Here is a 24107-nt window from a genome sequence, read left to right on the forward strand (position 1 = left end):
AAGAAAACTTTAATATGACAAGACGAGATTTACGAGATCCAATAACGTTTTTCCTTCACTAGTCCCTATTTTTAATGATTTCTGTACCCCGGCATTCTGACCGGCTTCTATATCACTATCACTATCACCTATCATATAGGATTGTGACAAATTTATATTAAAGTCTTTAGCTGCCTGTAAAAATAGTCCCGGCTTCGGTTTCCTACAATTACAGTCACACTTATATTCAGGTCGTTCACCTTCAAACCCCTTGTCCGTGTGATGAGGACATACATATATTGCATCAACAAAAGCCCCCTTTTTCCCAAGTTCCGTTTCCATTTTGTCATGAATAGTCTGCAATTCTTCAAAAGTACAATCACCACGAGCAATCACAGGCTGATTAGTTACAACAATAGCCAGATAGCCTGATTTATTTATTAATTTAATTGCATCCGTCACATCCTGTATCAGTTCAAACTGCTCCGGATTGGTAACAAACCCTGCCAATTTATTTATCGTTCCATCTCTATCAAGAAATATAGCTTTCTGCTTATTTTTGAGATTTCTTGCATATACCAACCCTTTCAACATATCAGTTTCAGCCTCATGAAAACGATCAGGAGTACCCATATCTTTAACATATTCAGGGGTATCATAAGCATATATTCTACCACTTTTGATATTAGGTTTCAGCACATCACGATCTAAATCTATCTTGTTGGGATTCTCAGGGTGACGAGGAGTAAAATTCTTCATTGTTTCTTTTAGAAGTTCAGGAGAAACAATTTCGACTCCAGCATTCACTCTGTTCTTATAGTATAATCTCTCATCCTCTTTATTCATCCAGCGGATTACTTTATGAGTATCTTCCGGCATACCTCCCACCTCCTTTGGCGACATAATCTCTGTCACCAACAAAGAACTATCATAAGGATGCCCGTTAGGATGAGATATTAAACTAGCCCATGCCTTATGTGCCTTGTGAAATGCAATAAAACGGTTGAAATTCACATCTATTATAACATCGCCACAAAGCAATAAGAAATCGTCTGTCAATTGTGGCATCATAAACAATGCTCCAGCGGTCCCCAGTGGATGTTCTTCTACAAAATACTCTATATTTACTCCCCATTTTGCCCCATCTCCAAAATATTCCTGAATAACTTCTCCCAAGTGACCTATAACAAGAATAATATCGGTGAGTCCACAAACTTTAAGATTCTCTATCTGATGTTCAAGGATAGGTTTACCACATATTTTAATCATGGGTTTAGGTATATCAGCCGCAACTGTTGCAATACGGGTACCTTTTCCACCAGCCATTATTACTACCTTCATATATTTAATTCTAAAAATTATTCTTTTCCAAAAAACGTATCTTCCAGCATCAGACAGAGGCAATGATAAACAGGCAAATGTAATTCCTGTATCTTATAGGTTTCTGTCTCCGGAACTTGAATACAGGTATCAGATATCTCTGATAATTTACTATCTTTCTCACCCGTCAGTCCAATTACTTTCATCCCTTTAGCTTTTGCAACAGTCGCTGCATACAGTATATTTCTACTATTCCCGGAAGTAGAAATACCAAGAAACACATCACTTTTCCTTCCATATCCATTTACTTGCTGTGCAAAACAAAGTAAAGGTTCACAGTCGTTCAGATATGCAGTAGTTAGAGCTAAATGACCATCTAAAGCAATAGCAGGGAGCGCACCCTGTAGATTCTCACTCAACACTCTCCCCAGCTCTTTATTAACAGTAATCAATGCATCCGAATACTCCGCTTCCAATTTTCTAGGATTAACAAAGCCCTTCATCAATTCCCCAACGATATGTTCCGCATCAGCAGCAGAGCCACCATTTCCTGCCACTAAAAGTTTTCCATCATTAGTATAAGACTCCTCAAGGATTTGATACGCTTCAACAATACAATCCTTAGCAACAATCAATTGAGGGTATCTCAAAATAAGAAGGTCTATGTATTGGTATAGTCTTGTTTCTAAAATTTTCATCGGTTATACTATAAATTATTCATCGAATGCACGTTATCTGTAGAATAAATTTTCCAGCCGTGAGCACCTCCGTCACTAAACTGGAACGGCATAACAAAGCCACTCATTTTTTTAAGAGCCTCAATAACCTCTTTCTTACGAGTCGGCTCAACAATAAACATTATAAATCCGCCACCGCCAGCACCAGATATTTTACCTGCTTTTGCACCAGCTTCCATAGCCACATCCATTACTTCTTGGATTACAGGATTCGTTATATGAGATGCCATTTTCTTTTTATTCTCCCAGCCCTCACGAAGTATATCTGCAAAACTATCTATATCGCCTTTTAAAAGAGCAAGTTTCATATCCCTCGCACTCTGCTTTATTCTATGCATAGCTTCTATTGCGGCACTATTACCTTGCGAAGTATTTTTCTTCTGCTCATCAATTATAGCGGCACTACTACGAGAAGCACCAGTAAAATAAAGAATCATAGAAGCTTCAAGTTCATCTATTATCCACCGTTTTATTTTCAAAGGGTTAACAATAACCAGATCATTCTGAAGAAACTCCATATAGTTAAACCCTCCAAATGCAGCAGCATACTGATCCTGCCTACCTCCAGATAACCCTAAATCTTTACGCTCAATTTCATACGCAAGACGAGACAACTCATAATCCCCAAGAGGTAAGCTAAACCATTCCACAAATGCCTTCAACACACATACGACCATTGTTGACGACGTGCCAAGACCCGAACCTGCCGGCGCATCGTTATAGGTTGTAATTTTGAAAGACTTCGCATCAAGACCGTAATCTCTCATTATTCTATTATAAACACCTTTGACAAGACTCGCTTCACCATCAATATCCAAACATTTTGCTAATGGATAGATTTTATGGCAACACACATCATATGAATTGATTACGATTTTGTTGTCATTCGTTTCTTCTATGGTACAATATGCATAGAGATTAATAGTTGCATTCAATATCAGCCCTCCATAAATATCACTATATGGTGAAACATCCGAACCGCCACCAGCTAAACCTAAACGTAATGGAGCTTTACTTCTTATTTTCATTTTAGAATATGTTTTGTTATGGTCATTTTACAAATACAAAATTCTGTAAGTCCTTACAATAAAATTCCTTCATAAACATTTAATAACACTTTAATATGCTCCTCCATTGAATATTTTTGTGAAGTAGATATATCTAAAATATTATTTTGAAGTTTAATTATATCAGTTTGCTCATATTTACAAATACACTCTTTCAATGATTCTAAATTTCCACTCTCAAATATGTAACCAGTCTTTCCTTCCTCTATTTGTTCACTAGCTGCACACCTATCTGGGACAATACATGGAATACCATAAGATTTCATTTCTGCAACAACCAAGCCAAAAGTTTCATACCATCTAGACGTAAAAATAAAAGCCTTAGCACTTTGATAATAATATTTTTTATCTTCACCTGATACCCAACCCGCAAATTCTATAGTAGGATATTTCTGTCGATAGCTCTCTAGTAGATAGCCATCACCTAACACACAACCTTTCAATCCTAACTGAGATATAGCATCACAAAATAAATCTAATCCTTTTTCTAAGGAAAGACGAGCAATAAATAAATATGTTTCATTTTTTTCTATTGATACATATTCAGTTGTAAATTTTGTCTCTATTGGATTATTTATTCGAATATTACTAACTTTCTCATGCCAATCACTTTCATTAAAAATTCGAGAAGATAAATCTGATATAGAAATACATGTTAAATTATTCATCTTTCGAACTACTCTATTTTGAATGAACTGCCTTATACACCTCCAAACTTTTTGCGAATAACTTCTTGCATCACAATTACATACTAGACAAGATAAACTTAAAGGATTAAGAGAACAAATCTTTTGCTTCTGATAATTAAAAAAACCACCATTAGGACAATATAGAAAAAAATCATGTAGTGTTAGAACTGAATGAAACCCCATCTTATTGGTAGCATATAAAACAGAGGGAGATAAAGACTTACTCCATGAGTGAAAATGGATAATCGTTTCTTTATTATTTAGTGCACTCAATAAATTTAAAAATAGATTATATGCTTTCTTATTCCATAAACCTTGACAAAAAGCATACAGTCTATTCTTTTCGTGTAAAATATCAGATATACCCAAGCAGACAACCTCTATCCCAAGTTCTACAAGCCCGACATCTATAGGACCTACTCCAGAAAATAATATAACTCGATATCCTTTTTTTTTTAAAGCTTTTGCCGTTGATAACGCAACCCAACCTGCGCCTCCATTGACGTAAGCATAATCGTTAACTATCACTACTGTGCCTAACATACTATTATTTTTTATAAATATTTAGTTTACCAATAGATTTCTGACAAATCATAGAAGACATTTTCTCTGCTGGATCAAACTCAATGAAACGTAATTCCTGATTTACATACAATCCTTTACTTTTTAAATCTTTAGATATACAAGAGTTTGCACCAATAATTATAGAATCTGCAATTTTAACCCCGCAGCATATAATACATCTTGAACTGATATTTACATTATTTCCAATAGAAACACTACCATCAATTCGGTGTCTCCCCTTTCCTGAGTCTTCCAAATAGAACGAATGAGTCCAAACTTGAGTTCCAACTCCAGCAAAAAGAGTATTATCTCCTATTTTTATATTGTCAGTAACATCAAAAAGATGAGCGACTTGAATAGAAGCATATTTTCCTAATACAAAAGTAACATCATGAAAAGAGTAACCTGAAGAAGTAATTTTATTTTGCATATAAATCATTGATTCTTCTCTCAATTCCAAACTAAAATTACCTCTAATAAAGTTTAAATTTCCGATCATTGCACTCTCGGACATTTTAAGGCAAGGACATTTAATGAAATTAAAATGTCCAATCTTACAACCATCTAATAAAGATATATCTTTTACTAGCACAATTGAGAACCCTATTTTTATTCTTTTTTTGAAGGTTTTAAAAAAGAAAAAATTAAGAATAAATGAAGGCAACAGAAAAAACATCACAGATCTTATAAATAGTTTCATTTCAGCTGTAATTTTTTATGTAAATAGTAATAGAAAAAAGAAAAGAAAACAACTCCATATAAAGTATAATGCCCCCCTCTAACTCCCATACTTATAAAAAGAAAGATCATACATTTACTCATTACATTTGCAGGGTTATAAAATTTAATGAGAAAAACAAAAAACAAGAATAGTCCTAAGTAGCCAAATTCTGAATAAATTCTAATCAACAAAGAATAAGCATCAGTTTTATTAGAACCATACTTTGGATCGTCTGATTGATATACACGTTCATAATTTAGTTCATGACTGCCCAATCCCGTACCTGTCATCCGCATAGGTGCTTGAGAAGCAACCCACAAATTAGATAAAATAGAATAAGAGCTTAAATTTAGCATTTCAAAATCATTAGGAGAAAAATTATCAGCTTTTGGAATCGTTTGAATAAATTTTGTTTTCATTACTAAAAATAGATCATTTCCATTATCCGACAACACCTGTGTAGAAGTTATAAACGAATAAAACACAAAAACAACTATACCCATAAGTAAATAACGTATAGATTTAAAAGATGTATAACACCAAGTTACAAATATCAAGAGAAAAGCAGTATAAGCAATAGTTGTAAATGTTAATAACTCAACGACTAATACAATAAGAGAGAGACGAATATGAGTCAAAAAAAAATTCCGAGAAAAAACAATATACGCCACTGCTGGTATTAAGAATGTCCCCAAATTCCCTGCCTCTTGAAAAATCGAATGAATACGCATAACTCTCCCATCTGGAACAAATGCATTCGGAAATATATCTATACCAATAAACAAACATATAATGAATTGAATGATTCCCAAGACAGAGACATAGTAAGAGATACGTATATATTTATTCCATAAAGCATCTAAATTGGTGCGATTCAATATAAAAAATTGTCGATATATAAACACACAGAAAAAAAGAAGAGTATACTGTTGAATAAACTTTGCTAGAGAATATCCATTGAATAATAATAGAGGTATTGTATATGAACCCAAAAGAAAGAAAAAAACAATAATTCCCTTACAATTGTATATTTGCCCCTTTTTGAACGTTAGTAATAAGAAAAAAAAGAGAATCAGCATTATAACCTCTCCATATTTTCCACATACTATACCACATAATATCAGCCATTGACTGAAAGAAACAAAATTTATTCTCATAAAATGATATTACATTCTATACTTATCATATCTTAATCCATTGTTCTGGCAAAATATCCGGTGTTACTATTTTATTAAACCAACGTTTGGGTGCTATTACTATTTTATCTGAATTTTCATTTAGCCATGCTCCCCACCAACTATACGTACTATTAGCTATAACATTATGTTTTGCGCAAGACATCAATTGCATATCTAAATAATTTTGTTTTCCAGAAGTTGGATTCCAATCACATAATGTATAGTCTAAATCAGTAAAATTCTCAATTACCCAGTCTTTATTATCAGTAAACACATAAAAAACTGGATTTTGAACATGCATACGTATATAGTCTATAGCCAATCTATAATAATCTATCGTACAAGTATTTTTCCATATTCTATTTTGTTGATAATCTGCTCCTTTCCGCACATGAATAGCGACAGAATTTTCAGACAGCATTTGTTGAGCAGTTTTCACATTCTTATCATCCACAAAACTTCTATATTGAAAACATTTTTGTATTTCTTGTCGCACATCCATAAAATATTTTTCCGATTGCCACAAACCTATTAAACACAAATCTTGATTTGTTTCTAACTTAGTAAAGAGTTTATCATCATATTTAAATCGATAGTTTACATAATATCTCCCCCCAAATAAATTAGAACAGTGTATTACAATCTTATCTAAAAACGTTTTTTTAGAAGCTCTTTTAAATTGCAAAGACTCACGATATTGAATATTTGGAAAAACATCCATCAAAGTCGTTGTTTCAAAAGACCATTCAGGTACATAGCTCTTTTCATCAAAATAGACATCAATACCTTTTACTTCTAATGCTTTATATAAAGCATAATGAAACATTCTATTTGCCAATCCCGCATTTGAATATACAACTATCATATTATTTCAATTTTGAATTAAACATATCTATTGCCGCCCCCATTGCAGCATCCATATTATAATATTCCCATTCAGCAAATCGCCCTAACAAATAAAGTCCTTGCTTCTCTAAAATATTCTTCAAGTTTAGTATCATCTCTCTGGTTAAAGTATCTTGAATAGGATAAGTATATTTTGTATAAGTATGAGTAAGATACCGTGGAGAAAAAGGAATTTTTTCTAGATTTTTTAAAATATCTTCCTTAGAAATATGATCTGTAAATTCTACAACACCAGTCAATACCCCAGGTGTATTATTTGCTTCTGAAAAGTTTCCTGTACATATAATACGATGTGCCTGATACTCTCTTGATGGTAAATAAATCCAGCTATATGGATTTTTCTCTATTTCACAGAAAACTGATGTTGTCCCATGATATTCCAACTTCTCAATCATAGATTCAAAACTTGAAATATCCACTACATTATTAAGAAGTACAGGTAAATCTTTTATATTACCACAAAATATGACCTGATCAAAACAATCATTATTAACCAACCAACATTCATTTCTTTTCTCTAGACTAACCACTTGTGTATTATATCGTATATCCAATTCTTCCGCCAACTTATTAGCCAAAAATTGGGATCCGCCATATCGAGGATAGAAAAAAGTACTATGGACAAAATTCTTCTCTTCTAAATGAATAAAATTATTATATAATATTTCTTTTAAAGTTGGCATGGGGAGTTTACCTTCCAACCAAGACAAAGGAACCGTTGTTAAGTCTCTTTTCCATATTTTCTCATTATAGGGTTGAAAATACTCTCTATAAAGCATTGCTCCAAAACGAAAATATAAAAATTCTGCAAAATTGGTAGGTTCACCTTTTGTATCCCCATTTTTAATCATCCCCTGCAAATTATCGATAAATTCGTCTAACAAAACTGGTGTAAATTGATAAGCATGATTTTCTACTGGATAATTAATTAATCTACGATCCGGCATAGAAACAACGGAATTCCGATCTGCTTTTGAGAAATCCTTTTCTTTATCAAAGATACTCTCAAACCATTCCAATACATCTTTCCGCTTGGTATTAAATACATGTCCCCCCACTTTATGATACAAACATCCATTTATATTATCACACTTGATCAAACCACCAGGTTTATCCTCTTTTTCAATAACAGTTACTTTGTTTCCACCATCAACTAATAGACGTGCAATAGATAAACCCGAGACTCCAGCCCCAATAACTACAATTTTTTTCATCTTACATTAAATCTTGAATATATTTTTCCAATTGATCCACAGCATATTCCGTTCGACAATTTTGCATAGCATAAGCTCTACCTTGACGTGAGTATTCTTTATATAGTTCAGTATTATTTAATAAAAGATCTATACTTTTATGCATCTGAGATATTGATTCAACAATAATGCCTCCTGGCAACAATCTTGTATTTCCAACATTGGTACTCACAAATGGAACTCCTTTTGCCATTGCCTCAATAATCGAAATAGAAAATTCTTCAAAAAGACTTCCTACCAAATATAAAGTTGCATTTGACAATATATCCGGAATATCTTCTCGAGCAACTTCAGATAAAAAGAACACATCTTTTTTACCATAAATCTTTTCTAATTCTAAATTATAAGCTATTAATTCTGTGAGATATTCTAAAGACCCCTTCCCTATAAATATAATTGAGATATCATCATTTACAGATTTATAGAATTCTAGTAAAATTCCTTTTTGATTTTTATAAGGAAAATAATTTGCAATGCTCAGACAATAACGTTTATTAGCTAGCTGGACATATTTAAAAAGCGGATTCTCACGGTTGAAATTCCTAAAAAAAACATCATCCGCTGCATTCCTTAAGATTTTTACCCTTTTAGCATATTTTTCCAAAGTCTTTTTACTACTATCAACTTCTGATAGACAAAGACATAAATCATATAAAGACAGATATTTTCTCAAATAGACAAAATAAAATAAGCGATATTTAAAAGCTTTCAATATCCTGCCTAAAGAATCTAATAATTTGTTTCTTTCAAATTTTAATGGATATTGAAAAAGGCCACCAAAACCATGAACGTGCAGTATTTTAATAACATCTTTCAAATCTACTAAAATAGGATATAGACATCGAGAGGTCAATGCCTCCGGACATTCATTTACAAGTATATCTACATTAGCCTGTTGAATATAATTTTTAAACTCTGTAATTTCCCCTGATATAAATTTCAGTCTAGTAGTATGTATTTCAAATCTCACAATATCAACGCCATTAAAAGATTCTCTAGCAAGTAATGAACCATATTTAATAGTTACCACTGTTACTTTATACCCTTTTTGTGCTAATCCTTCACAAAGATATCGACTTACAGCTGGCACTCCCCCAGTTCTTGGATAATAGTCATCTGTTGTTAGAAGAAGATGTTTCATTATTTATCATTCAATTTCATTTAACTTTAAATCTCTACTTATATCCAACAAGTTCATTCAATAGATGTATCCATTGCAAACCTATATTTTCAATACTAAATTTTCGACTACTCTCTAAAGCTTGAACTGCGTATTTATCTTGATTTTTCCCTTGCATAAATTCAATCATCTTTGTTGCATATAAAATTTCGTCTTTTGCCGGAATAATAAAACCGTTATAATCACTCTCTATGATATCGTGCAAAGAACTAAAAGTATTAAAAACAAAAGGAACACAAGCATTTTGTAAGGCTTCGGTCAAGGTCATTCCAAATCCTTCAAAATTAGAAGTCATCATAAATATCTTCGACTCTTGATATAACTTTTGAGGATTCTTACTCCTCCCTACATAACAAACATTTTTCAACTCAAGCTGGCTCATATAATCCAAAATCAACTTCTCATCTCTCCCGTAACCAGCCAATACTAACTTCCAATCAAATATTTGATAATCCTCAATACGTTTCCATATACGCAATGCAGAACAAATATTTTTATGACTTTCTTGCAACCTAGAAATAATTAAAACCTGCTTTTTTTTCTGTGAAATAACATTTATATCCAAACTCTCATCAAAGGATAGAGGATTAGAAATAGAAATCAATTTATGAGTATCAGTCACTCCATAAAGATTTATAAAATCGTTCATGAAGTTTTGGGATAAAAGCACAAAACGATCGCATAATTCGTAATTTTTTTTCCTCACATAAACATCAGGCGTATAACCTGTAAAAAGCTTATAAACAACATTTTTCAGTTTTCCTTTTATGGTCAGTTTGTTATATTTAAAATAGTCAGGAGATAAATGAAAACAATTAATAATTTTACAACTACCAATATTTATCAATTCCCTATATATCATTTCTAAACGCCAATGATACTGATCTTGATTAATAACTACGTCAATCTCATTCTTTTCAACAAAAGAAAGAACCTCGATTTTAAATTCTTTGCAACCCTGCCGTTTTAAATCTACTTTCAGCTTATATTGCTTTTCGATTTTAGGATAATCATTTTGATAATAAATAAAATAACAACCAATACCCCTTTTCGTAAGATATTTAGACAAGCAATAAGTAACTCGTTCTATTCCTCCTAACGAGGGATCCAACGATTCTTCAACAAAAAGTACATTCATAGGATAAAATCATTTTTTATCAAAAAACACATTGATCACAAAACAGACATTTAACAACATAAATTATTTGCAAAACATTTTCATCATTCTTTCAATCATAAACAATCACTTATCCCCTCCTAACTGCAATGATTTTTCCAAGTAAGATTTTGATTGATTACGGAGCAGTTCCAGTGTGCTATAAACTTGTTTATAGTCTATAGGGCGCAATTCACCTATAGCTTGATAATCTTCAATGATTCTTCCACATAATCCTAATAAGCTTAATATAGAATCAGTCCGCTCACGTCCTCGTTGAGGAGGAATACAAATAAATTGTTTTTTATATAATATCGAAAAAGCAGTACCATGAAAAGAATTAGTAATAACAAAAGAAGCTTTACTGAAATAACCTAGAAATTCTTGCGGACCGCCACTATAGTACTGTATTGCCGATTTTGGTATATTTTTATGAGGAGAGAATAAGAAACATATCATTTTCTTATTCAAACGCCGAGATATATCCTGTGCCTTTTCAAAAAAGTGAGGAGTCTCACCAAAAGAATAAGTCATTACATAATCTGATTCTATCGGAAGCCTTTCTATTTTTTTCCATTGAACATCTTCCAATAAAAAAATAGGATCAAGGACTAACTGGTTAGTTACCCCCTTCAAATTCATAAAATCAGATAACCCCTTTTCTCGAACTGATATATGATCGAAATTAGTCAACAAACTACAAAAACAATGAACTTTGTCGCTTTCTACACTATTATCTCCAGTACTAGCTGCATATGAAATTCTATTAATACTCTTTTTAATACCCTCGGCAAAATATAAAGGGATATACCCTCCCGTTAACTTTTCATTCCATATTTGATCACTACCACAAATAATTGTGTCCAAGCCCAGCTGATTAATCTGTTCTATAGATTCAATATAATCTGTTTTCCTCAGTATATTATTTAAAAAGTCTTCAAAACGAGTCCATTTGACCATTCGACAAAAATTTCTATGAGTACGATAATTCTTCGCAGCTTTCAAAAATGAAAACAACAAATTATTATTAGATCTATAATATTTTACAAACTGCCTAAATGTAAACTTTCGATGATTGTCATAAATAAAAGGTAATCGATAATCAATAATTACAGCATCGTATCCATTATTATTCAACCACGTACTAAGTGCGTAAGCTTGTAACATAGCCCCATAGTTATGAGCATAATGAAATGTCAAGATTCCTATCTTCATAATAATACTTCTTTTTCAGAAATATGAAATTTTATATAATTAATTTAGTCATTTCGCAGCTTTCTCACATCTTCTACCAAAATTTTTGTAAACTTCCTACGTCCTATAACATTCATCATATCAGCATTAAAATAATACTTAATATCTTGAAATCTAGCATCACGGGTATAGTCTAGGAATGGAATATTAGCTTTATTGGCATTACGAATATTAGAAAAAAGAACTTTATCCAAAAATCGATCACTAAGACGTAAATTCATATGGTGACTAATAGGAGTACATACCAATATAGGACGTAACCCTTGAGAAATACAAAAATCTATCATACCTTCTAGAATTTTACTCGTTTGCTTGAATTTATCAGCAAGAGTATCAGTGATTTCATCAGTTAAAGTATCTTTCAAACCAAATTGAGAGCACCAATCAGCACAACGCCTCTCAGCATCTTTATCCACTTGCAGTTCGTCATGGGGATTTTGGTTATAGGAATACATATCAACAAAACGTCTATTAAGTGAATGCCAAATATCTCTTACAGTCCGTTTGGGATGGAAAAATATAGGAAAAATAACCTCCTTAAAATATTTCCAATAAGAATATTCCGAACCAAGATACTCTTTTTTAAGAAACTTAATATAGCGATCTGCATCATATAAACCTGTGCCGACCTCTGCAAAGCAGAGGTGGGCACATATTAAAAATATGTGCCCACCTCGTTTCGTAAAGCGAGCATTTTGACGTAACATTTTATCGGTATAATAGAAGAACTGGGAAGCAAAACCTAAATTATAACCGTTCATATCGGTTCCAGAAAAATCTATACCAAAACGGCAATAGGCAGAGCCGAAGGCCAATGCATCCCACTGTCCTTGTTCCACTTGCTTTATGTGATATTCCTGTGTGTTACGAACTACTACATGAGTATAGTAGTAATTGACCACTAAAAGTAATATCAAATTTACTGTTACAATCAATATAAAGGCAATCATAAATTATAGTTTTATATTTTGACCTACAATATTATTTGAATTATCCGACACTAAATAAGCAATCCAGTCGGACACTAAAAATATGTCTAAATTATCATTCAGTATTACACTATTTACAAATATACTTCTAGGAGCATACATCTTACCCAGCCCAGCTACAAGTCCAGTGATAGCATAATAAGCCATTCTATCTAACTCACATGAATATTCATCGGCATATGGTGGAAGGACAAAAAGAAGATGATTGAAAGTAGTAGGTTGGTCACTCATCCTATGTACCATCATCTGAGAAAAATGTATATAATGTTCCATAATACGATAATATTCTTCTTGTGTATCACCACTAGGAACATTATCCGTTAATTGCTTTGGAGGAAAGACAATAGCTATTTCAGGAGTGAATACACTACATAGAAGATCTATTTCTAAAATATTTTCAATTTTTGCACCGGCCTCCACTATGGACCGTAGATATTTAGTATTACTCTCATTGTCGTTTAATACCCAAACAATTTTATTTTCAAGATATTTTCCAATAGGATTTATACAAGGATAATGAAACAAATGTTCATTATAATTTTCTACATTCAAAGAAATCTCCTTCATCGTACATGTTTTTATATTAATGTCTCACCACCGTCACACACTATAATATGTCCATTCATACCATACATTGAACTGTATACTATCATTAAAGCTAATTCGGCTATTTCTTCAGGAAGTCCTATTCGTTTATTGGGTATATCGCCACGTAATAGAGAAGAATTCTCGCTAACTGTCATCGATGTCTTGACTGGACCAGGACATAGACCATTAACTTTAATATTCTTTCCCTCATTAAAACACTTCTGCCCATAAGACTTTGTGAATGAATACAATGCCCATTTAATTACTAAAAGGACGCAATCTATATGGAATAATTTTCTTCCAAAAGGATAATTCATAACACTGATGTCTAAATGTAAACTTCATACTTCAAATACACCTTTCATTTTTTTTATAATTTTCTTTATTAACGAGGGGTGATTAAGCCTCTTTATTTCTTCAAACGCAGCTCGAATTCCCAATACTCGATAAGTCTGATAAAAGATATCACATTCCGGTGCTTTTTCTATTGGTTTCACAATGTATGGATTGTATTGTATAACTGAACCTATATTATAACTTGAAATAACTAATTTCTCTTTTATAGAATTAAATACTTCTACACCTTTTTGTGACTGAAGTATCATTGTAGTACAACCTTTATCATCATCAAATTCTTTATTAACTTTATCAATCCCCCAGCAATCTGCAATAGTGATATCACTCACCCTACGAATATGACGGAATGGGCAAGAAAAACAGGAGGGACGATTAGTTATATGTTGCAAGTAACTACAAAAAAAAGGATTTTCTATTCCTCGATAAAAATGCTCCCCCTTATCGTCCTCAATCAACATTCGCCAACTATGCCAACCTATACGTTTATCCTTAAATACAATACGTTTAATAGTATTCTTATCCCAATACTCAGAAAGATATTCCTCCCATATCTTAGGTGAAGATATACACATACAAATAAAATCACAGGTATAAAGCTTATCATATTCCTTAATTAAAAAACTTTTCAATCCTGCAACCTGACAAGGAGTACCAACAAACAAGACATAGCGTTCATTCCTCAACTGGAGTTTTATTTGAGAAAAAACATCAGACAAATCACTTTGAGCATACTTACTTCCACGAAAAGCTTGCAATTCCTCCTTACATTCAACCGATGTATGATAAATATGATAGTATTCATCAAAACGAGCGGCATAAACTATACCTCCCTTATCTATAACATAGTCAGCAAGAAGTGTAAAAATCCCCCCAGATGTACTGCTGTTTCGAATAACCTCATCCTTATTGTAAACTGCATAAACAGAAAGTTGGTCAAGATCATAATCTTTAGGTAACTCATCTTGATGTAACATAGGACAAACTTTCTCACATAAGCCACAATTCACACAATTAGCTGTATCGACCAAAGGATAAGAATGCCCTTCATCATCAAAACACATTGTGATGAAACGATGAGTACAAACATTAGCACAAGCTGTACAACCTGTACACTGACTTTTATCCTTAATTTCAATCATGCTCTTTATTATATCGGTTGACTAGATAATTATAAGTGGCATTCGGAACAATCTCCTTTATTTCATCTAGTTTACCTGCTTCAAAGTAACGACGAACACGAGAAGCACTAATCACCTCCTTCCCTTCTATTTTACGAGGGATTACATGAAATTGTATACCATATTGAGGCAAAATCTCTGCCATAGCCATATTATATTGATTGGTGACAGGATCCAAAGGTTCTTCGCCTGCAAAACGATTCTTTATATTCAAAGCTGGAGCAATATATTGTGCAAAGACGTTAAGATCATTTGAACAATCAATTTTCGCCTCCTTCAAATTGTCCTTATAAAAATAACCAGGAAACGTAATAGCGGAAATAATAAAGTTCCCACTAGGCAGCACTCTAACATTTTTCAAATCAGCTGTACCTTTACAAACAAGATCAAATCGATCATCAAATGTAAAATAAGAGCGGTTCTCTTCTACCACAAATATATAAAGATAGTCCACTCGCAAAGAAGCATATTCTATCAAATAACGATGTCCAAGTGTAAACGGATTACAGTTCATCACAATACAACCAATATTAGATTCTGCATCACCTTGCTTGTATTGCCGCAACAAATCAATATATTTTAATAATTCAGGATTATCACCATAAATACGTTCACCCTTAGTAAGAGATTTATTATTCCCCAATATCCGTTTTTTATGTTCTTCAATTAAAACTCCAGAAGTAAGCCACTTCATTTCATTAAGAACTTTATAAATGGCATCAGCTAGAACTTTATTTCCTCGTTTATTAGTATGAAGTACTGTATCATTAAACCATTCGCCGTAATTATGTGGACGGTTAAACAATGACGATGTTGTAAGATAAACAATTCCTATTTTCTCAAAGAAACTACGCCCAATATTCATTATAGCACCATGAGAACCAAGAATCACAATATCTCCTGGAAAATATGTTTGTTCTTTAATCATTTCGAAATCATCCCTAATATTGCTCCCCCTACCTATTGCACTGTTAACAATGCGATAAGCCAATGGATAGTCTATGTTTATCAATTGTTGTAGAAATGAAGCTATAGTTTCTTGATCTTCAACGCCTGTGCCACGCCACGTACAAGCTCCATGAGTATAAATAGTGTTGTGATATCTTTTAGGTTGGCCAACAGTAATACGACGACCATTAATTATGTGCTGATGTTCACTCTGGAAATCAAGAAGTACTTTACGTTTTGCTCCATCTACCACTACTCCACCATCAAAAACAGAAAGTATATATTCCTGAGTAATATCCTCGCCATAAAGCATCTTCAGCTTGGATAACTCCTTTTTGTATTTATTAAAATCGAAACACCAATTTTTTATACGCTCTTGTTCAAATTCTGTAAGTCCCTTAATTTTATTACTTTTTGGAAGTTGTACATAGAGTATATGTACATCCAAGTTCAACAAGTAATTGGCAATCTGCTTCAATACATACTTACTCTCACGAATTTCGCTCAGAGTATGCAATTTTCTATTTATCTTATTAATAAATGTCATCCTTCTATTTTCCTTTTAATTTACTTTTTATTATTTCAATTATTAAGTTTTTCTCTTTTATGTTCAATACAATCAAATAGCTCAAACCAATTGTCATAAATACAGATACGATACTGACCAAACAAAAGCGCAGAAAACACGCCTCTTTCCAGAAAGATAATATCAGAAGAGGAAAAATTAAAGAAAGCCCGCATACTACCAATTGCGGAAGAACAGCTTCTCTGTAAAAACATAGTATAGGAAATTTCACAATTTTCTTTAGATACATGAACGCAACAAACATTGTCACAACTTCTAAAACAGCACCTATAATCATTGTAATTATCGGTTCGAAACCCTGTTTGAGAAAGACATAATCAATAGGAATATTGAGCAACATCAATCCTCCTCCTATAATCTGCAAGCACTTGACATTACCCGTTGCCAAATAGAGTGTACCATGAGTATCTTCCAAGGTTCGAGTATAGCAAAGTATCAGTGCCCATTGCATAAAAGCGACCGTATAATCAGGAAATTCTCCTAACCATAAACCTAGTACATAATTTGTTTCCAATAAAAGAGGAAGTGACAAAGTCATTATTAGTATACCTTGCACCTTGGCCAATATAAAAGTCAGACTGATAGCACGTGGCAGATTCCCAACTGCATACTCCTTAGTAATCTGCGGCGTGATAGCTTGGCCGATACTATAAGAGAACTGACTAACTACACCATAGACTTGCATACTAATACCTCTAGCAGCATTAAACAATACTCCGAAAAACATATTGACAAGCACGTTCACACCTTGCTCTTTAAAAATAGCGGAACTAGCTCCAATAGTTATCCATGCAGAATAGGAAAAAATATCTTTGAATATATTCTTATCAATACCCCACTTTACTTTTGCCTCCTCAAAAGTATGTTTGCAATATATTATATATATTATACGAATGATAACACCAATTGCAACCAACAATACAGCATAAGTTCTCAAACGATCAAAAGGTGATATATATAGCATATATACTATCCCTAATTTCAATACAGAGTCTAATACACTAACAATTGCAAAAAAGTTCATCTTCTCATGTGCAATAACACATGAATTATATGGCAATGCAATTAGATTAACAATAAATGCCAACAGAGAACAATGATATACAAAAAGCGCCGCCTTCCATCGCTCATCTGGTATTACAAGATATTCCTTAACAAACCATAACCCGACTGTCTCACCCAATATTAATACTATAACTGCTAGCAAGTAGACAAGTGTGGAAAGCGTAGCAAATGTCTTCTTCATACGCTCCATATCTCCGCGTCCTAATTCAAAAGTGATAAAACGGGAAGTTGCACCACTTAATGAAATCGTAAAAAGTGAAAGCATCGACACGAATCCACCCACAATATTATAAATACCATAGTCAGAAACTCCTAATGCGGAAAGTATAATACGGCTTGTAAACAGACCTATAGCAAGGGATACAACTAATCGTACATAAAGGTACGCAGTGTTCTTGACAATGTGCTTATTATTGATGGATGTTTGCATAAAAACAGTTAGGATAATTAAAGAAAATACTCTTCGTGTTATGCCATTCTGACTAAAAAAGACTCGTACCCCACTTTAATTTATTTATTAAAAATCGAATTATTATACCACAATAACTGATATAGACAATTCAGTAATAATATTCTCATTAAACAAATTATTTTTTAAAGACAAACAGATTGCACCATTGTCCCTAATACGCATTCTTTTCACCAACAACGATATTCAATATGGTCTTATAAATGATATATAAATCAAGCAGTAATGTCCAATGCTCCATATACCAAATGTCAGCCTTCACACGACCTTCCATCTGTGACAGTTCTTTAGTTTCACCACGGAATCCGTTCGTTTGCGCCCAACCCGTTATCCCGGGTTTAATGAAATGGCGCACCATATATTTATCAATCAATTGTGTGTAGACCTCCGTATGAGCCAACATGTGGGGACGGGGACCGACTAACGACATTTCACCTTTGAATACATTAATAAATTGCGGAAGCTCATCAATATTAGAACGGCGAAGAAAATCTCCAAATCGGGTCTTTCGCGGATCATCTGCTGTTGCCTGCTTGCGATCAGCCTCTTCATTCACCAGCATGGAACGAAATTTATAGCATTTGAATTCCCTGCCATTCAAACCGGTTCGCATTTGTTTAAAAAATATAGGACCGGGAGAAGTCAATTTTATGATAATTCCCACAATAAGATAAATAAACGGGAAAATAGTAACTAAAAAAAGACCTGATAATACTATATCGAAAATACGCTTTAATAAACGATTCTCCATTTTGCTAAGCGGTTCGTACCGCAAATTCAAAATCGGCATATTACCCACCATGCTATGCCAAATACGTCGGGGAAAACCCTTACATATATTAGGAACGCCATGAAAATAAAGCAAATGGTTCTCACAATAATTCATGATAGAAAAATTATAACGTCCCTCCTCCATTGACAAAGAACAAAAAACATGCTTGATTCCTGTGTGTCCGGACATAAATTCAGAGAAACCATCAGGACTACCACAATAAGAACATTGGGAGGAAAAAACATCATTAGGTTTAATATCGAAATAACCTACAACTTCATAAATAGATGCCAAAGAACTCTCCATTTCCTCATATAACATCTGCATATTATTACCTCCGCCTATAAAAACAGCATAGCGTTTGTGTTTACCCTTCGCACAATAACTAATCAGCAAATGACGAATTATGATACGATAGATGCTTAGAATAACAAAGAGTATGAAAAAATAAAGAACAAAAAAGAGTGGAGAGATTATAGATATTCCACTAAAAGCCATGATACAAGCCCAAAAGACCGAAAAGGTTATGACATTCTTCAAAACACGTAACACAAGCTGGTCGGCACGAATTTCTCTGCTATTCCAGGCTCTTCCACGAGATGCCGAACAGGCTAAGTAGCAGAGACTAAGCGAAGTCATCATCAAAGAAGCAGTACAAGAAAAAGGCAAAGAATTGAATGCTTTTTCCCAATAGAAAAGAAGCAGGAATAAACAGAAGTTCAGGATGATCAGATCTCCCAAAACTACAATCAGCTCTACGACTTTATTTATCTGGTTAGTTGATGCCATTATCACGTTATCTATTAATTTTAGGCCTATATTTCTTTGAACTTATTCAGAATATTTTCTCCGAATAACTTCCAAAATATGACAATACAAACAGAAAGAAAGATAAATGCCAGAACATATATTTTTTTACTAGTCCCCGAAGGGTTCAATGGTACCACAGCAGGCTCTACAACAGCAAATACCGGTTTCTCTTCCTGCACTTTAGCCCTGGCGACCTGAAGTTGACTAGCCACCTGACTGTACACCTGATAAGCCAGACTCATATCATTCTGCAATCGTTCCTGCTCGGCACGTACACTTTGCAATATGATATTATCATGAGAATCCATATAATCAGCATATCTCTTCTGGGCGACATAATACTCTTGCTGGCGTTCTTTGAATAGTCTCTCCAAATAGATACAATCTTCTTTTGCTTTGGAAGTACGATAGTTTATAATATATTCCTGCAGCTTTCCTACAACAGAATCGGCAACTACCGCAGCGACTTTGGGATTTTGCAAGGTTACGGCAACCGTGGTCATAGACGTTTTCTTATCTACACTAGCAATAATCATTTTCTTTAGAGTTTCAATCTTCTGCGACTCCTTTTTAGATAATTCAATTGTACCTTGATTTCCCCTATCAGAAATTGTTTCTTCATCTTCTTTAATAAACAGTGACTTCACTCCACCAATCACCATACTCGGAAGTCCGATAATATAACTCCACCAAGGGGAAGATTCTTCATCCAAATAAGTATTCAAAGTCATTTTTTTGTTTTCCGATGCAGGGATTTCCATTACAGAAAGTTCTAATAAAAAAGGAGTAGAAGAAACAATATCGGCAGATAAAGAAGCGTTCAAAGCATCAGTACCATCACTCATAGTAGCCCCACTCCCCAAGAAAGAGGCAGCCAAACCGGATAAACCACCACCTTTAGTACTCCCCATCTCAGGAGAAAGAGTTACTTCAACTGTATATTGCTTTGGAATACTTATTGCTATAATAATACCAATTATCAAACCAATGCCGGCGGCTTTATAGATTTTCTTACGAATACCTATAATCTTACGAAGAATATCCATCAGATCAATTTCAATCTCTTGATCCCCTTGGTTACTCTGTCTCAGTTTTATTTCTTTTTCAGATTCCCCGTCTATCATAGTGGTATAAACTGTTATCTTTTATTTCTTAATCAGATTAGCAATAGAAGCAACCATCATTCCCAAAGTACTGAATGTAGTAGCATAACCTAAGATATTACCCATATTAGTACGTTTCTTAACTTTACTAGGCACAATTATCTCACAACCCGGTTCGATCTGTTTCTTACCACTACCCTTCACCTTAGTAACCTGCCCATTCATGTATACGATAAATTTCTTACTCTTCTTCGCGTTTTCAGAATAACCACCTGCCTGATTCAGGTAATAATCTATATCTTCACCCTTTATATAAGAAACTGTATTCGGAACCATTACGGCACCATTAATTGTAACCGTATTATTGTTTTTCGGGATAGAAATCACATCACCTTCACGCAAGACAATATTTGCTGTACTACCAGGATTAGCTAATGCTTTCTCCAAGTCAATACCAACACTAAAGGTATTTTCCACACGAACTCCTAAAGAGTCCATCATAGCTTCACCCAACTGTCTGCTCATCAAGCGGATCACATCACCCATGCGTTTCTTTTCACTTGCATTGGCCACACGAGTCAATTTGGCACCACGTAAGTAGGCATAATTCGTTGCACCTCCCGCTTTATTGATTAAGTCCGAAAGACGTTCTTCACGACTGGTCATTGCATAAGAGCCTCCGAACAGAATTTCACCTTCAACAACCACATTCTGTTGAGCTTGATACCCCGGACTACGACGTACATAAACTTCATCATAAGGTTGAAGGACAAAGCCGGGAGTTCCATCTACAATAAAACCTTCTTTTAGGGAGAATGTATATATCTGGCCGATAGTATCGTTATCTACTGTACTACGAGGATTCTTAATTCTACGGGATACATCTACACGAACTACAGAAGCGGCTTCACGCAAGCCACCCGCCTGAATAATCAAGTCTTCAAGAGTCATATTATCCGCATAAGGATAAGAATCCGGTTTGGCTACTTCACCATGGATTACGACGTTACCTCTGTCTTCCAGGTCATGAATACTCGGAATATAAAGGATGTCATTTTTCATCAAGATGATGTTTTGGGAAGTACCGTCCATGATGGCTTTTATGTCTACTGGAACAACTTCGGTAGTCAAGTCCTCACGCTGGCGGTAGAGAACGGCACGGTTCAAGAAGGCATCACCGGTCAGGCCTTGGGCTTCGTTTACCAGTTCACGGACAGTATTCAGTTTTCCATTCAACTGGTAGATGCCGGGACGATAAACGGCTCCACGGATTTCAAGTTTGTTGATGAAGCGGTTAAGGATGGCTTCGGCGGTCACAACATCACCGTTTCGCATTTTATAGACACTATAGTCAAGGTCTTTGACCGTATTTACTTCATATTCCTGCCCGTTCTGGCGTACGACACGCAAGGAACGGGTGTAGGCGTCGGCTTCAAAGCCGCCAGCATAACTAATAAGGGTGGACAGGTTCTCATCCTTCTTCATTTCGAAGCGCATGGGACGTTTCACTTTTCCGTCGATCTTTACCAATATGTCATAAGCGGGAACAATCACAACATCGCCTTCCTGAAGACGAACGTCATCCTGAATGTTTCCTTTCATGATAAACTGGTAGACGTCGATTGTGGCAATCGTTCTGCCATTACGTACCAACTGGACATTGCGAAGGCTTCCTATGTCACTGACTCCACCGGCACGATAAAGTGCATGGAATACAGTAGAAAAGGATGATAGAGAGTAAGTACCCGGCTGGACTACTTCACCCATTACATTGATCTGAATCGTACGTATGTTACCAAGCGTCAGACGGATATCTGAAGTGGGGTCATTCGTATTATTAAGACCATTATATATTTTATTTAATGTTTTCTTGAGATAGTCGTTAGCTTCCGAAATAGTCAGTCCGTTCAGATTGACGGGACCTATTTTCTGAATATTGATGGTACCGTCAGGAGAAATCTGTTGGCGAATGGTATTTTGGCTGGCTCCCCAAATGTCGATTATCACTTCGTCACCCGGACCGAGACGATAGTTCGAAGGAGTGGCAAGATTGACACTAGGTTCAAAAGTCAGATTGCGGGTATTGAAAATGTTTCTTCCGAAAACCTGATTACCACGTGCAAGGTCTTGAGTACTCGGGTGGTCTTCCAACATATCCGAAGTGTTTTCTTTCATTTCCTCACGAAGGCGTGATTCGTTGACGTCAGTACCAGTAGCATTGGAAGCATTTACATTATTCTGTTGCTCATAGAGCTGCTTTACACGCATAGCCTGTTCTTTGGTCACACCTTTGCGTGCCAGTTCAGAGGCAAGTTGTTTTTGTTCTTTCCCTTGCTTGATACCATCCTTGACATATTCAAGTACCTGGGAGTCACTCATGGATTGAGCCATTAAGGGAGAAAAAACTCCCAGCAACAAAAATAGAAGAAGAGTCCGAAAAAGCGTTTGTATTTTCATCGATCAATTCAAATTAGAAAAATTAGCCTACATGAACGTCTGCCGATTCTACATACCCAATAGGCATATCCACACAGGCACAGCCAAGCATATTTAAACGAACGGCAATCTTACTTTTACCATCAACATTGACCAGTTCGCCTACAAGACCAGACAAAGGGCCTTTCACAACACGGACTTTCTCACCACGTGCCAAAGGAGAACTGTTCATACAAATAGCTTCTTCTGAATAGTCGAGCATGAAACGGAAACGGGCCATCTGCTCATCTGGAATTACCGCCGGAGAACTCTCACCACGCATCACCATATAACGGCTGACTGTAGAAAAACTTAGAACTTCTTTGCGTTCCTTCGGATCAGCATGTACAAAAACCATCATTGGAAGAAGAACAGACTCAACCACCTTACGTCGGTCACTCCACTGATGAATTTCCTGCTGGACAGGAACAAAATTTTCGATTCCCATTTTCCCTAAACGCTCCGCTACTTTCTTCTCGTGATGCATTCGAACGAGTGCTACATACCAGCGTTTTGAGTGTGCTACGCCTTCCCCTGTCCCACTAATAGGCCCGGCATTTACTGATTTCGGTTTCGTTAAAATCATATTTTTTTACCCCATGTTCTTCCGTTACTTCTTAGGTAACGGATAATACATACACGAAACGTACACTACGATGAAAATAGAAATCACACACATGACAAAGGCGTAAAATTTGGAAAGGCCTAATACTCAACGGGAAAAACCAAGAGAGCAGGCTATAAAAAGTATAGAGCATGAAAA

At 34.7% G+C, this 24107-nt stretch carries 21 protein-coding genes; all 21 read right to left on the reverse strand.

From position 1 onward, the window contains the following. Positions 1 to 9 precede the first annotated feature (9 nt). On the reverse strand, positions 10 to 1320 hold the full coding sequence (locus tag KSX81_RS00105; RefSeq protein WP_004302239.1) for an HAD-IIIA family hydrolase: 1311 nt from the start codon (positions 1318 to 1320) through the stop codon (positions 10 to 12). 17 nt (positions 1321 to 1337) lie between these two features. Beyond that, on the reverse strand, positions 1338 to 1997 hold the full coding sequence (locus KSX81_RS00110; protein ID WP_004302238.1) for an SIS domain-containing protein: 660 nt from the start codon (positions 1995 to 1997) through the stop codon (positions 1338 to 1340). Between the two features lie 8 nt (positions 1998 to 2005). Continuing rightward, complete coding sequence (locus tag KSX81_RS00115; RefSeq protein WP_004302237.1) at positions 2006 to 3064, reverse strand: dehydrogenase; 1059 nt, start codon at positions 3062 to 3064, stop codon at positions 2006 to 2008. 53 nt (positions 3065 to 3117) lie between these two features. Further along, positions 3118 to 4335, reverse strand: a complete 1218-nt coding sequence (locus KSX81_RS00120) for a glycosyltransferase (protein WP_004302236.1) — start codon at positions 4333 to 4335, stop codon at positions 3118 to 3120. A 4-nt stretch (positions 4336 to 4339) separates the two neighbouring features. Then, positions 4340 to 5056 carry an acyltransferase gene (locus tag KSX81_RS00125; RefSeq protein WP_004302235.1) on the reverse strand — a complete coding sequence of 239 codons (717 nt, stop codon included), beginning with the start codon at positions 5054 to 5056 and terminating at the stop codon, positions 4340 to 4342. Beyond that, complete coding sequence (locus KSX81_RS00130) at positions 5053 to 6234, reverse strand: hypothetical protein (protein ID WP_004302234.1); 1182 nt, start codon at positions 6232 to 6234, stop codon at positions 5053 to 5055. The genes KSX81_RS00125 and KSX81_RS00130 overlap by 4 nt, the downstream gene beginning before the upstream one ends. A 25-nt stretch (positions 6235 to 6259) precedes the next feature. Continuing rightward, positions 6260 to 7120 carry an alpha-1,2-fucosyltransferase gene (locus KSX81_RS00135; protein ID WP_004302233.1) on the reverse strand — a complete coding sequence of 287 codons (861 nt, stop codon included), beginning with the start codon at positions 7118 to 7120 and terminating at the stop codon, positions 6260 to 6262. Position 7121: 1 nt separating this feature from the next. Next, positions 7122 to 8375: a protoporphyrinogen/coproporphyrinogen oxidase gene (locus KSX81_RS00140; protein ID WP_004302232.1), complete on the reverse strand. Its 1254-nt coding sequence runs from the start codon at positions 8373 to 8375 to the stop codon at positions 7122 to 7124. A 1-nt stretch (position 8376) separates the two neighbouring features. Next, on the reverse strand, positions 8377 to 9555 hold the full coding sequence (locus tag KSX81_RS00145) for a glycosyltransferase family 4 protein (protein ID WP_004302231.1): 1179 nt from the start codon (positions 9553 to 9555) through the stop codon (positions 8377 to 8379). 34 nt (positions 9556 to 9589) lie between these two features. Then, positions 9590 to 10732 carry a glycosyltransferase gene (locus tag KSX81_RS00150; RefSeq protein ID WP_004302230.1) on the reverse strand — a complete coding sequence of 381 codons (1143 nt, stop codon included), beginning with the start codon at positions 10730 to 10732 and terminating at the stop codon, positions 9590 to 9592. Between the two features lie 105 nt (positions 10733 to 10837). After that, positions 10838 to 11965 (reverse strand): polysaccharide pyruvyl transferase family protein, encoded by a 1128-nt coding sequence (locus KSX81_RS00155; protein WP_217725655.1) that lies wholly within the window; start codon positions 11963 to 11965, stop codon positions 10838 to 10840. A 44-nt stretch (positions 11966 to 12009) separates the two neighbouring features. Further along, positions 12010 to 12954: a hypothetical protein gene (locus KSX81_RS00160; protein WP_004319823.1), complete on the reverse strand. Its 945-nt coding sequence runs from the start codon at positions 12952 to 12954 to the stop codon at positions 12010 to 12012. A 3-nt stretch (positions 12955 to 12957) separates the two neighbouring features. Further along, on the reverse strand, positions 12958 to 13560 hold the full coding sequence (locus tag KSX81_RS00165; RefSeq protein ID WP_004319825.1) for a hypothetical protein: 603 nt from the start codon (positions 13558 to 13560) through the stop codon (positions 12958 to 12960). Between the two features lie 11 nt (positions 13561 to 13571). Then, a complete protein-coding gene (locus KSX81_RS00170; protein WP_004302225.1) occupies positions 13572 to 13898 on the reverse strand; it encodes an SDR family oxidoreductase in 327 nt (108 codons plus the stop codon). 24 nt (positions 13899 to 13922) lie between these two features. Beyond that, the gene (locus tag KSX81_RS00175; RefSeq protein ID WP_004302224.1) at positions 13923 to 15077 is read right to left on the reverse strand and encodes a Coenzyme F420 hydrogenase/dehydrogenase, beta subunit C-terminal domain; all 1155 of its coding nucleotides are present in this window, start codon (positions 15075 to 15077) and stop codon (positions 13923 to 13925) included. Continuing rightward, entirely contained in the window at positions 15070 to 16611 is a 1542-nt protein-coding gene (locus KSX81_RS00180) for a hypothetical protein (RefSeq protein WP_004302223.1), read from the reverse strand. Before KSX81_RS00180 ends, KSX81_RS00175 begins: the two co-directional genes overlap by 8 nt. Positions 16612 to 16615: 4 nt before the next feature. Then, positions 16616 to 18145 (reverse strand): lipopolysaccharide biosynthesis protein, encoded by a 1530-nt coding sequence (locus tag KSX81_RS00185; RefSeq protein WP_004302222.1) that lies wholly within the window; start codon positions 18143 to 18145, stop codon positions 16616 to 16618. Between the two features lie 193 nt (positions 18146 to 18338). Next, positions 18339 to 19745 (reverse strand): undecaprenyl-phosphate glucose phosphotransferase, encoded by a 1407-nt coding sequence (locus tag KSX81_RS00190; RefSeq protein WP_004302221.1) that lies wholly within the window; start codon positions 19743 to 19745, stop codon positions 18339 to 18341. 26 nt (positions 19746 to 19771) lie between these two features. Then, the gene (locus tag KSX81_RS00195; protein WP_004302220.1) at positions 19772 to 20890 is read right to left on the reverse strand and encodes a chain-length determining protein; all 1119 of its coding nucleotides are present in this window, start codon (positions 20888 to 20890) and stop codon (positions 19772 to 19774) included. A gap of 21 nt (positions 20891 to 20911) precedes the next feature. Then, complete coding sequence (locus KSX81_RS00200; protein WP_044917807.1) at positions 20912 to 23326, reverse strand: SLBB domain-containing protein; 2415 nt, start codon at positions 23324 to 23326, stop codon at positions 20912 to 20914. Between the two features lie 22 nt (positions 23327 to 23348). Beyond that, a complete protein-coding gene (locus KSX81_RS00205; RefSeq protein WP_004302218.1) occupies positions 23349 to 23930 on the reverse strand; it encodes a UpxY family transcription antiterminator in 582 nt (193 codons plus the stop codon). Positions 23931 to 24107 lie beyond the last annotated feature (177 nt).

The sequence above is a fragment of the Bacteroides sp. MSK.18.37 genome, assembly GCF_019129155.2.
In the GTDB taxonomy this organism is placed as follows: Bacteria; Bacteroidota; Bacteroidia; order Bacteroidales; family Bacteroidaceae; genus Bacteroides; species Bacteroides ovatus.